12 protein-coding genes are annotated in these 11,713 nt (G+C 65.2%); 7 read left to right on the top strand and 5 right to left on the bottom strand.

What is annotated here, in order from left to right; all coding sequences use genetic code 11:
• Positions 1-2: 2 nt before the first annotated feature.
• A complete protein-coding gene (locus AC50X7_RS17310; RefSeq protein WP_307095577.1) occupies positions 3-389 on the bottom strand; it encodes a DUF1844 domain-containing protein in 387 nt (128 codons plus the stop codon).
• Between the two features lie 389 nt (positions 390-778).
• Between AC50X7_RS17310 and infC the strand changes: the two genes are divergently transcribed.
• The 4 genes from infC (at position 779) to AC50X7_RS17290 (ending at position 3,574) form a co-directional block, all read left to right on the top strand.
• A complete protein-coding gene (gene infC, locus AC50X7_RS17305) occupies positions 779-1,780 on the top strand; it encodes a translation initiation factor IF-3 (protein ID WP_494980138.1) in 1,002 nt (333 codons plus the stop codon).
• A gap of 115 nt (positions 1,781-1,895) precedes the next feature.
• On the top strand, positions 1,896-2,090 hold the full coding sequence (gene rpmI / locus AC50X7_RS17300; protein ID WP_009358635.1) for a 50S ribosomal protein L35: 195 nt from the start codon (positions 1,896-1,898) through the stop codon (positions 2,088-2,090).
• 119 nt (positions 2,091-2,209) lie between these two features.
• A complete protein-coding gene (gene rplT, locus AC50X7_RS17295; RefSeq protein ID WP_050055645.1) occupies positions 2,210-2,596 on the top strand; it encodes a 50S ribosomal protein L20 in 387 nt (128 codons plus the stop codon).
• Between the two features lie 66 nt (positions 2,597-2,662).
• The gene (locus tag AC50X7_RS17290; protein WP_494980137.1) at positions 2,663-3,574 is read left to right on the top strand and encodes a TrmH family RNA methyltransferase; all 912 of its coding nucleotides are present in this window, start codon (positions 2,663-2,665) and stop codon (positions 3,572-3,574) included.
• A gap of 78 nt (positions 3,575-3,652) precedes the next feature.
• On the opposite strand, the gene AC50X7_RS17285 is transcribed toward AC50X7_RS17290, so the two are convergent.
• Positions 3,653-4,861: an MFS transporter gene (locus tag AC50X7_RS17285; RefSeq protein WP_494980136.1), complete on the bottom strand. Its 1,209-nt coding sequence runs from the start codon at positions 4,859-4,861 to the stop codon at positions 3,653-3,655.
• A 164-nt stretch (positions 4,862-5,025) separates the two neighbouring features.
• Here AC50X7_RS17285 and AC50X7_RS17280 point away from each other — a divergent pair, with 164 nt between their 5' ends.
• Positions 5,026-5,475, top strand: coding sequence for a (deoxy)nucleoside triphosphate pyrophosphohydrolase (locus AC50X7_RS17280; RefSeq protein WP_494980135.1), 450 nt, complete (start codon positions 5,026-5,028; stop codon positions 5,473-5,475).
• Here AC50X7_RS17280 and AC50X7_RS17275 read toward each other — a convergent pair.
• The 3 genes from AC50X7_RS17275 to AC50X7_RS17265 form a co-directional block, all read right to left on the bottom strand.
• Entirely contained in the window at positions 5,472-6,584 is a 1,113-nt protein-coding gene (locus AC50X7_RS17275; RefSeq protein ID WP_494980134.1) for an Rv2578c family radical SAM protein, read from the bottom strand. The genes AC50X7_RS17280 and AC50X7_RS17275 overlap by 4 nt on opposite strands.
• Positions 6,585-6,654: 70 nt before the next feature.
• Positions 6,655-7,410, bottom strand: coding sequence for an SIMPL domain-containing protein (locus tag AC50X7_RS17270; RefSeq protein WP_494980133.1), 756 nt, complete (start codon positions 7,408-7,410; stop codon positions 6,655-6,657).
• 3 nt (positions 7,411-7,413) lie between these two features.
• Positions 7,414-7,890 carry a hypothetical protein gene (locus tag AC50X7_RS17265; protein WP_494980132.1) on the bottom strand — a complete coding sequence of 159 codons (477 nt, stop codon included), beginning with the start codon at positions 7,888-7,890 and terminating at the stop codon, positions 7,414-7,416.
• Positions 7,891-8,098: 208 nt separating this feature from the next.
• On the opposite strand from AC50X7_RS17265, the gene pheS reads away from it, so the two are divergent.
• On the top strand, positions 8,099-9,160 hold the full coding sequence (gene pheS / locus AC50X7_RS17260; RefSeq protein ID WP_494980131.1) for a phenylalanine--tRNA ligase subunit alpha: 1,062 nt from the start codon (positions 8,099-8,101) through the stop codon (positions 9,158-9,160).
• Between the two features lie 2 nt (positions 9,161-9,162).
• On the top strand, positions 9,163-11,706 hold the full coding sequence (gene pheT, locus AC50X7_RS17255; RefSeq protein WP_494980130.1) for a phenylalanine--tRNA ligase subunit beta: 2,544 nt from the start codon (positions 9,163-9,165) through the stop codon (positions 11,704-11,706).
• The last annotated feature ends 7 nt before the right edge of the window (positions 11,707-11,713 follow it).

The raw sequence follows: 11,713 nt of genomic DNA, 5'->3' as shown, positions 1-11,713 counted from the left end.
TGTCAGTTGACCGCGCCGGTGTACTTCTCGCCCGGACCCTTGCCCGGGGCATCGGGGATAAGCGACTCCTCGCGGAAGGCCAGCTGGAGTGAACGCAGGCCGTCGCGCAAGGGACCTGCGTGCTGGGAACCGATCTCCGGGGCGGCGGCGGTGACCAGGCCGGCCAGGGCGGTGATCAGTTTCCGGGCCTCGTCCAGGTCCTTCAGTTCCTCGGCGTTGTCCTCCGCCGCAAGGCCAAGCTTGACCGCAGCGGCACTCATGAGGTGAACGGCTGCAGTGGTGATGACCTCGATGGCCGGCACTTCGGAAATGTCGCGGATCTGCTGGGAGACATCGGAACCGTTGTCCGCAGGCTCGAAAACGTATGAATTACTGTCTGGGGTGCTCATACTGGTAAGCTTGACACAGACCGACTGGATGTCGTTATTTCAGAGATTGTTCCCAAACGATCAAGGTTCCCACCGGCGCTTCACTGCGTTGACGGGAATTTTTTCTGTAAGATGGCATGCAGTTTGCAAGCGGAGTTCTCTCCCACCCGCGTCAGCCGCTGTTCCCTAGGATTATGGAACGCAAGGTTGCCGGGTACTGGTTGGCACTGGAACCGGCATGAGCTGGAACCATCCGTGCAGTCCCATCAGTGGGATCCGCACAGCCAATCTTCGAGGCCTTCGATTGCTCCGGCAATTGGGGGCCTTCTCTATTTGCCGGGATCCCACAACAACACAGGAGCTTTAACATTAGCGAGCCAAGAATCAATGAGCGTATCCGCGTCCCCGAGGTGCGGCTGGTCGGCCCTGCAGGTGAACAGGTAGGAATCGTCCGTATTGAGGATGCCCTGCGCCTGGCCGCCGAGTCCGACCTTGATCTCGTTGAAGTTGCACCTCAGGCGAAGCCTCCGGTGTGCAAGCTGATGGACTTCGGCAAGTACAAGTACGAGGCCGCGGTCAAGGCACGTGAAGCACGGAAGAACCAGACGAACACCGTTCTGAAGGAAATCCGCTTCCGCCTGAAGATCGACACCCACGACTACGAGACCAAGCGCGGGCATGCACTGCGCTTCCTCGGCGCCGGGGACAAGGTCAAGGCCATGATCCAGTTCCGCGGCCGCGAACAGCAGCGTCCGGAAATGGGTATCCGGCTTCTGCAGCGGTTTGCCGACGACGTCGCTGAAGTTGGCGTGGTTGAATCCAGCCCCCGCATCGATGGCCGCAATATGGTCATGGTGGTTGGACCGCTGAAGAACAAGGCGGAGGCCAAAGCTGAAGCACGGCGCGCCACCCAGCGGGCTGAAGCCATAGCGCAGAACGAAGCCAAGGCTTCCGGCCGCATCGACGTCTCCGGCGACGACCAGGCCCCGCTGACGCAGTCCCTCGCGGACCTGCTTCCCGAGGGATTCACGGTCTCGACGGAACCGGAAGCAGTAGCTGTTGCTCCCGTGCAGGAGGCGGCTCCCGCCGTCGAACCTGCCGCAACTGTTGCGCCTGCGGAGAAGACTGTCCAGGAGGCTCCCAAGCAGGAGGCTCCTCAGCAGGAAGCCCCCAAGCAGGAAGCTCCCAAGGCTCCAGCGCCGAAGGCTGCTGCACCGGCACCCAAGGCTGCTGCACCGGCCCCCAAGCCGGCTGCGGAGAAGCCCGAAGCTGCCAAGCCCGCAGCTGCGGCGCCGAAGCCTGCAGCAGTTCCTGCTCCGCCGAAGCCGGTGGCCAGGCCGGCTGCACCAAAGCCCGCCGCACGACCTGCTCCCAAGGCAGTGCCGAAGCCGGCTGGCAAGAAGACCACTTAGTCCACAGCTGCCGGAGGTCGCCCTCCGGCAGTCAGCAACCAGCACGCCGCCCCCAGGGCAGCTGCGCGATAGAACTGCAGGCCCAGCCTGCGGACACGTAAGGAGATCGGTTCCCATGCCGAAGATGAAAACCCACAGTGGTGCTAAGAAGCGCTTCAAGCTGACCGGCAGCGGCAAGCTGCGCCGCCAGCAGGCAAACCGCCGCCACTACCTCGAGCACAAGTCCTCCAGGCTGACCCGCCGCCTCGCCGGCGACAAGATCGTCTTCAAGGGCGACGCCAAGGTCATCCGGAAGATGCTCGGCATCTAGTTTCCAAGTTTTTTGACTGACCACCACCTGGTGTAAGTCACCTACCAAAAAGCCTTCTCAGGCCGCCGGGAATCCCGGCAGTAGATGCTTGGGAGCAGAATTTTCGAAGGAGTACGCACGTGGCACGTGTGAAGAGGGCGGTCAACGCCCACAAGAAGCGCCGGGTTATCCTTGAACGCGCAAAGGGCTACCGTGGACAGCGTTCACGCCTGTACCGCAAGGCAAAAGAGCAGCTGCTGCACTCGTTTGTCTACAGCTACGGCGACCGCAAGAAGAAGAAGGGCGACTTCCGCCGCCTGTGGATCCAGCGCATCAACGCTGCTTCCCGCGCCAACGGCCTCACCTACAACCGTCTCATCCAGGGCTTGAAGGCCGCTGAGGTTGAGGTTGACCGCCGCATGCTGGCCGAACTGGCCGTCTCCGACGCCAACGCGTTCGCTGCGCTGGTCCAGGTTGCCAAGGACTCGCTGCCTGCCGACACCTCCGCCAAGAAGGTTGTTGCGTAGCAACTGTCGGTTCCCCCGCTAGGGGCAGTTCAGGAACCCGTGGCCCTAGCCACTAAAGTTTCCTATATGAACGACACCGGGCGCCCGCAGGATTTTTCACTCTCCAACCCTCGAGCAGATCGGGTGAGGGATGTGGCGAAACTTGCCGGGCGCCCGGCCCGTTTAAAGCGCGGACAGTTCCTGGCTGAGGGACCCCAGGCGGTCCGCGAAGCGTTGAAGCTCCACCAGCAGCGCCTGGCTGACGGAGTCCCCGGACTGGTCACCGAAGTGTTCGCAAGCGTTGCCTGCCTGGACCGGTTTCCCGAATTCGAGGAGCTGTCCGAAGGAACGAACGCCCGGCTTGCCACCGACGAGGTCCTGGCCGCGATGGCAGATACCGTCAACCCCCAGGGCATCATCGCGGTCTGCCGGTTCCTGGACGTCACGCTGGAAGAAGTGCTGGACGCCGGTCCCCGCCTGATCGCCGTCCTGTGCCAGGTCCGCGATCCCGGCAACGCCGGAACGGTACTGCGCGCGGCAGATTCCGCCGGAGCAGACGCGGTGGTCCTCACCGGCTCCAGCGTTGACATCTACAACCCCAAGGCAGTCCGTTCCACCGCGGGATCCCTGTTCCACGTCCCCGTGGTGCTGGGGGCCGACGTCGACCACGTCGCGGCGGCATGCCGTGCCCGGGGGATTGGCATCCTGGCAGCGGACGGATACGGCTCCCTCAACCTTGATGCGTTGCAGGACGAGAACGCCCGGCGCCGCCTGACGGGTCACGGAACTCCATCAGAGTACGACCTGGAGAATCCGACGGCCTGGCTGTTCGGCAACGAAGCGCAGGGGCTGTCCCCGGAGGAGCTTGACCTGGCTGACCACCGGGTGGCGGTGCCGGTCTACGGTGCTGCGGAAAGCCTCAACCTGGGCACGGCAGCTACTGTCTGCCTTTACGCGAGTGCCCGTTCGCAGCACCTGCCGGCCGCCCTGAGGGCCTAGCAGGACCACACGCTGCCTGAAGGCAGTTGGGAACGACCGTAAGCCAGGAAGCCGCTGGCCGCCCTCCCCAAACAGGGATCAGGCGGTCAGCGGCTTTTTGCGTTCCAGCAGTCCGCTGGCTATTGCAACGCCGAGTCCCAGGACGGCCAGGCATGCGCCCACCAGGGCGGGGGCAACATAACCCCATCCCCAGGCAATGACCAGGCCGCCGAGGAAAGCCCCCAAGGCGTTGGCCACGTTCAGGGCGGCGTGGTTCAGGGATGACGCCAGGGACGGCGCGTCAGGGGAGGCGTCCAGGAGGCGGGTCTGCAGCGCCGGTACAAGCATGGACCCGGCGGCGCCCACCACAAAGACCATCACCAGCGCCGACCACGGCCACTGAGCGGCGATGGCGTACACCACCAGGGCTACCGCGATGGCAGGCAGCACCGTGTACAGGGTGCCCATAACGGACTTGTCAGCGATCCTGCCGCCCACCACGTTGCCGGCCACCATGCCCAGGCCGTAGAGCGCAACCACCAGTGGAATCAGCGAGGACGGGAGGCCGGCCACATGCGTCATCGTGTGGGAGATGTACGTGTACGTTGCAAAGAAGCCGCCGAAGCCCACGATGCCGATCAGGATGGCAAGCCACACCTGGAGCCGTTTCAGCGCCCCGAGCTCGCGGCGGATGCTCGCGTCAGGGTGGGCCTTCTGGAAGGGAACAAACCGCCAAATCAACACCAGAGTCAGGACTCCGAGGAAGCCCACAAGGATAAAGAGCAGCCGCCAGCCGTAGGCCTGCCCCACCCAGGTTGCCGCCGGCACACCGATAACGTTCGAAATGCTGAGCCCCGCCATCACCATGGAGATAGCCCAGCCGCGGCGGGTGGGCGGCACGAGCGAGGCGGCGATGACCGCGGCAACGCCAAAGAACGCGCCGTGCGGCAGCCCTGCCGCAAACCGCGAAAGCAGCATCGATCCGTAGTCGGGGGCCAGGAAAGACGTGAGGTTGGCGACGGTAAAGAACAGCATGAGGCCGAGCGCCAGATTCTTGCGCGGAAGTTTGGCGCCTACGGCGGCAAGCAGCGGTGCGCCGACCACCACTCCCAGCGCGTAGGCGGAAATGAGGTGCCCGGCTTCGGGTGTGCTGATCCGAAGGCCCTGCTCCACTTCTTTGAGCAGGCCCATCATGGTGAATTCAGTGACCCCAATGCCCACCCCGCCCATGGCGAGGGCGAGGATGGCCATGGCGATATTGGGGGAGGAAGTGCTTTTTGCCGTGGGCGACTGTAGGACGCTGCTCATGTGCCTGCTTTTCGAAGTGCTGGAAGTACAAGGTAGGGCTGCAGCCACGGCAGTGGGGCTGGATTAGGCCTGGACCCCGGGGAAAACCCCCGACGGGACGCAGGTATTCCCGCGACGAAGAAAGAGTGCCCGGGTCCTTCCATTGTCCCCCATAGAATGGGGCGGTGACTGGACTGATACAGGTGGTGGGCGGAGCCGTAGTTGACCGCCTTGAGGAACCTTCCATGCTTCTCGTGGCCCGCCGCAGTGCGCCGGAAAAGCTGGCCGGTCTCTGGGAGTTCCCGGGCGGCAAGGTGGAACCGGACGAGGAGCCGGAGGCGGCGCTCTGCCGCGAGCTTACCGAAGAACTGGGAATCAGTGTTCGGCTGGGTACGGAGCTGCGGGCGGAAGCCCCCAATGGCTGGCCATTGAATGACCGGGCCAGCATGCGGGTATGGTTCGCGGAAGTCGCCCAAGGTGAGCCGCAGCCCCTCGAGGACCACGATGAACTGCGGTGGGTATCACTGGACAACCACGATGAGGTCCTTGGCCTGCCGTGGATTCCAGCCGATTTCCCCATCGTCCGGTCGCTGTTGGCGGCCCTGGCTGTACCGGCAGGGGGAGCCCGCTCCTAAAAGAGCGTGGCTTGTCCCGCCGGCCCTGACGCTGAACTCGCTGAAGGCGCCGTTCCCGAAGGCGCCATGGCCGGGATGACGCCGGCCGGGTACTCCGCTTCCTCACCGCGGGGATCATCGAGGTCCCGGTGGCTGAAACCGGACGAGTGGGAAAAGCCGTGCCTTGCCTTGAAGTAGCGGACTTTTGCGGCGAGCCAGGTGCGGTATTCCTTGGAGGCGTAGGAGCCCGTCCCGTAGAGGCGCCGGTACCTGCCTGCGAGGCCGGGATGGTGTGCGGCGATCCACTTCATGAACCACTCCCTGGTTCCGGGCTTCAGGTACAGCGCACCGGCAGTTACCCCCGTTGCTCCGGCGGATGCGAGGGACGCGAAAAGCGAGTCCAGGGCTTCGTCGCTGTCCGAGAGCCACGGGAGGATCGGCATGGCCATCACGCCGCAGGGCAGGCCGGCCTCACGAAGCCTGGACACAAGCTTCAGCCGTGCCCGGGGCCCGGGCGTGCCCGGCTCAACGGCCTCGGCCAAGGCTTCGTCGGTCATGGCGAGGGAGATGCCCAGGCCCACCGGTACCTGGGTGGCCGCGCTCTTCAGCAGCGGAATGTCCCTGGCCAGCAGTGTTCCCTTGGTGAGGATGGACAGGGGAGTGCCGGACTCAGCCAGGGCGGTGATGATCCCGGGCATAAGCCGGTAGCGGCCCTCGGCGCGCTGGTAGGGGTCCGTGTTGGTGCCCAGGGCCACCTGCTGGTGGTTCCAGGACGGTCTGGCCAACTCCTTCCGCAGGACGTCGGCTGCGTTGACTTTCACCACCACCTGGCTGTCAAAATCCACTCCGGCGTCGAAGTCAAGGTAGGTGTGGGTTTTCCTGGCGAAGCAGTACACACAGGCGTGGCTGCAGCCACGGTACGGGTTGATGGTCCACTCAAAAGGCATCCGTGAACCGGCAGGCACTTTGTTGAGCACCGACTTGGAGTTGACCTCATGGAACGTGATGCCGGCAAAATCAGGTGTGGTCACGGACCTGACCAGGCCGGCAAGGGGAAGCAGCGCGGGCGGTGCGCCCGCCGCATCAGTTTCTGCCGGCGGCGGCAGCAGTGCTTGGGCATCCCATCTCATGACCTCCATTCGAATATACGTTCGAACTTAAGTCAAGCATGCGCAGCAGAACCCGCAAGAGACTGCTGGCTTAAACGCCGGCATGAAGCTCCCACACCACGCTGATGGCAGCGGTCACCGCGGCATCTCCGGCCTCAACGGCAAGGCTTTCCACGGCGGCAGCGCGCTGCATCCTGACCACGGGTACCGGGCTTTGGACCGGCGCCTGGTCCGCTACCGAAAGCACGCGTCCCAAACGGGCCGAGGCAAGCTGGGCGTACTGCTGTGCGGTACTTAATGCGTCATGCCAGGCGGCCTCCCGAGCACGGGCACGCACCGCGGCATCGTCACTGAAGGTCAGTTCCAGGCCGTTCAGCCGGACGTCGTTGCCGCCCGCGTTAACGGCGTCAGAAATTGCTGCCGAGGCGGAACCCAGGGCCCGCAACCTAACGGTGAGGGTGCTGGCTGCAACGTACCCGGTGACGCGCTGTCCTTCACCTTCCCTCCATACGAGGTCCGCCCGCACGTTGAGGCCTGTGGTGCGGATGTCGGTACCCTCAACGCCCCGCTGGCGGAACGCCGACGTCACGGCTTCGGAGCTCGTGCCCGCCCGGGAGTAAGCCGCCTCCACCGAGTCGGCCCGGCACTCCACGCCGATCGACACCACCATGAGGTCAGGGGCGGCTTCCGCCGAGCCCGTCCCGGTGACGGTGACAGTGCCAGCGGACGCGATGCCGGCGGCCCCGGTGCCGCCGGAACCAGTGCCAGGGGACCCGATGCCACCGTGCTGGTATCCGGCAGGCCCGACGCCGCCACTTGAGTCATCGTGCCTTGGTTCCGTATCCATGGGTCACGCCTCCACTTCTGATGGGCGCCGAGGCCGGCGGCCTGAGGGCGCAGGGTATCCGCCGGCTGCCAGCCCGGCGCGGCGTTCGAAGACATTGGCCGTACCCGGATTGCCGGTGCGGATCAGGGACCAGCCCGCGGCGAGCAAGTACAGCGGGAGGAAGGGAATACCCAAGCACCACGCGTACTGGGAACAGTGCTTTTCCTCATGTCCCAGCAGCGCCGGCCGGGCCAGCAGGTCAGCGGCAGTGCAGCGGCACAAGACCACGTTCCCGAGCGTGAACGCGGCGGCGAACGGCAGGCGCCACCGGTACCCGGCGGCGATGATCAGGCCCCGCGGGCCCCTGCTGAGTTCCGTCCGTGCCGCGGCGGCCACAGCGAGGCCCAGGATGGTGCTGCCGTTGACCACGTTGGCGGCAAGCCGCAGCCGCTGGTGGACAGTCAGGGGCAGCCGGGATGCCGAAACCAGCCGTGGTGTCATGAGGACATGGTAGCCGGGGGGTTCAATTAGACTGGAGGCAGTGGCCGCCGGAATTTCCGGTATGCCCTGACCTGGTCATTGAATGAACTGATATTCCACGAGAATTCAGGTCATTCATCCATGACCTGCCAGTGACGGACGCGCCGCCGGGAAACCGTGCAGGCTGCCCCGTTCACCGGCAGCCACGACTCGTAGCTAAGAACAGTAGATGACTGAAACTTTGCCGGGCGCCGCCATTCCGAACCCCACGGATGAAGCCGCCATCACCGCCGCTGTAGACCAGGCCGTCGCCGCCATCGCCGGCGCCGCCACCCTTGATGAGCTGAAAGCGGTGAGGCTCGCACACACCGGCGAGAAGTCCCCGCTCAGCCTCGCCAACCGTGAAATCGGAAAGCTGCCCAAGGACCAGAAGGCCATCGCCGGGAAGCTAATGGGTGCGTCCCGCGGACGCGTTAACAAGGCGCTCGCGGACCGCACGGCAGAGCTGGAAGCGGAAAACGACGCCCGAATCCTGCTGGAAGAGACAGTTGACGTCACTGCCGCCCCCAGCCGTCGTCGTGCCGGTGCCCGCCACCCCCTGTCCACCCTCCAGGACCGCGTTGCGGACATTTTTGTGGGCATGGGTTGGGAGATCGCAGAGGGTCCGGAAGTCGAATCGGAATGGTTCAACTTCGACGCCCTGAACTTCAAGCCGGACCACCCGGCCCGCGAGATGCAGGACACCTTCTTTGTGGAGCCGCCCGAGGCCCACCTCCTGATGCGCACCCACACCTCCCCGGTGCAGGTCCGGTCCATGCTGGAACGCGAGCTGCCCATCTACGTACTGTGCCCGGGCAAGGTGTTCCGCACGGACGAGCTGGACGCCACGCACACTCCGGTGTTCCACCAGTTCGAGGGCCTGGCCATCGACAAAAAGCTCAGCATGGCAGACCTGCGCGGCACCCTTGAGCACTTTGCCCGGCAGATGTTCGGCGATGAAGCCCAGATCCGGCTGCGCCCCAACTACTTCCCGTTCACCGAGCCCTCTGCGGAGCTTGACATCTGGCACCCCGGCGCCAAGGGCGGCCCGCGCTGGATCGAATGGGGCGGCTGCGGCATGGTCAACCCCAACGTGCTCCGCGCCGCGGGCATCGACCCGGAGGTCTATTCAGGTTTTGCCTTTGGCATGGGCATAGAGCGCACCCTTATGTTCCGCAATGAGGTGGGGGACATGCGCGACATGATCGAAGGCGATGTACGTTTCAGCGAGCACTTCGGGATGGAGATCTAACCGTGCGTATCCCACTTTCCTGGCTGCGTGAATTCGCAGAGGTACCGGCCGGAGCAACGGCCGAAGACGTTATGGACCAGCTCGTCAAGGTCGGTTTCGAAGAAGAGGATGTCCACCGTCCCACGGACACCCTCCAGGGCCCCATCGTGGTGGGCCAGGTCCTGAGCTTGGTTAAGGAACCGCAGACCAACGGCAAAACCATCAACTGGTGCCAGGTTCGTGTTGTCCCCGAGGGCCAGGAGCAGACCCTCACGGGCAAGGGCATCGACCCGTCCGGCGTGCAGGGCATCATCTGCGGCGCCCACAACTTCGTTGAGGGCGACAAGGTGGTGGTCACGCTTCCGGGCGCAGTACTGCCGGGTGACTTCCACATCTCAGCGCGGAAGACGTACGGCCACGTCTCCGCCGGCATGATCGCCTCAGTCCGCGAACTCGGCATCGGCGAAGACCACGACGGCATCCTGGTGCTGTCCCGCATCGGGCTGGACCCGGAAATCGGCACCGACGCCATGGAGCTCCTGGGCCTTTATGACCAGGCCGCCGAAATCAACGTCACCCCGGACCGCGGCTACGCCTTCTCCATCCGCGGCGTTGCCCGCGAGTACGCGCATGCCACCGGGACTGCTTTCACCGATCCCGCTTCCCGTGTTATTGCTCCCGCTGCGCTCGCGGGCGGCTACGGCGTCAAAATCAACGACGACGCCCCCATCTACGGCAAGCCGGGCTGTGATCGTTTTGTGGCCCGCACCGTCCGCGGTGTGGATGCCACGAAGCCGACTCCGCCGTGGATGACTTCCCGGCTCCGGCTGGCCGGCATCCGCTCCATCTCCCTGCCGGTGGACATTTCCAACTACGTGATGCTGGAACTCGGCCAGCCCACGCACTGCTACGACCTGGACAAACTGTCGGGGGACATCGTGGTCCGCCGGGCCTTGGCGGGCGAGAAAATCACCACCCTGGATGACAAGGAACGGGCGCTCGACGCCGAGGACCTCCTGATCACCGACGCTTCCGGTCCCATCGGCGTCGCCGGCGTAATGGGCGGGGCCGCCACCGAGGTGGGCGACTCGACGTCGAACATCCTGGTTGAAGCCGCGCACTTCGACGAGGTGTCCATCGCCCGCTCCCGCCGCCGCCACAAGCTGCCGTCCGAGGCTTCCAAGCGCTTCGAGCGCGGCGTGGACTGGCAGGTTGCCGGCATCGCCGCCCAGCGGGTGGTCGACCTCCTGGTGGAGCTGGCGGGCGGTACGGCCGACGAAGCAGGAACCGACGTCGGCACCGCCCCTGACTCGGTCACGATCGAGCTGCCGGCAGCCTTTGCTGCCGCACGCATCGGCATCGATTTCACCGAAGAGCAGATTGTTACGTCCCTTGAGGACCTTGGCGCTGCCGTGGTCAAGAACGACGGCGGCTGGAGCGTTACTGCCCCAAGCTGGCGGCATGACCTGGAAACCAAGGAGGACCTCTCCGAGGAGATCGCCCGCCTGGTGGGGTACGACCAGATTCCCGCCACGCTGCCCGTTGCGCCTCCGGGCCGAGGCCTGACGCGCGTGCAGCAGCAGCGCCGCCGCCTGATCCAGGCACTTGCTGACGCGGGGCTTACCGAAGTCCTTTCCTACCCCTTTGTATCCAAAGCGGCCAACGATACCTTCGGCGTGGCAGAGCAGGGAGCAGGCCGGACCGCGGTCAAGTTGGCAAACCCGATCAGCGAGGAGCAGGGCTTCCTGCGCACCTCCATCCTGCCGGGACTCATAGAGGTGGCCAAGCGGAACCACTCACGCGGCTTCCGGGACCTGGCGCTCTTCGAGTCGGGCCTGGTGTTCCTGCCGGCTGAGCGGATGGGCACGGACTCCATCCCGCCGCTCGGGGTCAAGCCAAGCGACGAGGTGCTGGACCGTCTGTACGACGGCGTCCCCGCCCAACCGTTCCACCTTGCAGTGGTCCTCACGGGTCACGATTCCCCCGCCGCGGCGGCACATGCACCGCGGGCGTGGGACTGGGCGGACGCCTTGGACATTGCCCGCCTTGCCGGCGACGTCCTTGGCGTGGAAGTCGTTGTCAGCCAAGGCAGCCACCAGGCATTCCATCCGGGCCGCGCGGCGCGGTTGTCCCTGCGGTCAGGGGAGGTGGTGGGTTACGCGGGAGAGCTGCACCCCAAGCTCCTTGCCGCTTCGGATATGCCCGCCCGCTCGGTTGCTTTGGAGCTCAACGCCGACGCGCTGTTTGATGCCGCTGCTGACGTTATCGTGGCGCGCCACATCTCCTCGTTCCCGGTAGCCACCCAGGATGTGGCGCTTGTGGTCCCTGCCGAGGTGCCGGCCGATGAGGTACTGGGCGCACTCCGCGAAGGTGCCGGCGAACTGCTGGAGGACGTCGCGCTGTTCGACGTGTATGCGGGCAAGGGAATCGAAGAGGGCAAGAAGTCTTTGGCCTTCGGACTCCGGTTCCGTGCCGCTGACCGTACCCTCACGGCGGACGAGGCATCCGCCGCCCGGGAAGGCGCTGTGGCCCTGGCGGCCGAGCGCTTCGGCGCGGTTCAGCGCTAGGCCTGAA

The sequence above is a fragment of the Pseudarthrobacter sp. Hb11 genome, assembly GCF_059383655.1.
Note: the sequence above shows the minus strand (reverse complement) of the source record. Positions and strands in the feature narration are given on the sequence as shown.

What these genes read in the sequence shown, in the direction of transcription:
- AC50X7_RS17310 (WP_307095577.1), bottom strand. Translation starts at nt 389, where the DNA reads ATGAGCACCCCAGACAGTAATTCATACGTTTTCGAGCCTGCGGACAAC.
- rpmI (WP_009358635.1), top strand. Translation starts at nt 1,896, where the DNA reads ATGCCGAAGATGAAAACCCACAGTGGTGCTAAGAAGCGCTTCAAGCTG.
- AC50X7_RS17290 (WP_494980137.1), top strand. Translation starts at nt 2,663, where the DNA reads ATGAACGACACCGGGCGCCCGCAGGATTTTTCACTCTCCAACCCTCGA.
- AC50X7_RS17285 (WP_494980136.1), bottom strand. Translation starts at nt 4,861, where the DNA reads ATGAGCAGCGTCCTACAGTCGCCCACGGCAAAAAGCACTTCCTCCCCC.
- AC50X7_RS17275 (WP_494980134.1), bottom strand. Translation starts at nt 6,584, where the DNA reads ATGAGATGGGATGCCCAAGCACTGCTGCCGCCGCCGGCAGAAACTGAT.
- AC50X7_RS17270 (WP_494980133.1), bottom strand. Translation starts at nt 7,410, where the DNA reads ATGGATACGGAACCAAGGCACGATGACTCAAGTGGCGGCGTCGGGCCT.
- AC50X7_RS17265 (WP_494980132.1), bottom strand. Translation starts at nt 7,890, where the DNA reads ATGACACCACGGCTGGTTTCGGCATCCCGGCTGCCCCTGACTGTCCAC.
- pheS (WP_494980131.1), top strand. Translation starts at nt 8,099, where the DNA reads ATGACTGAAACTTTGCCGGGCGCCGCCATTCCGAACCCCACGGATGAA.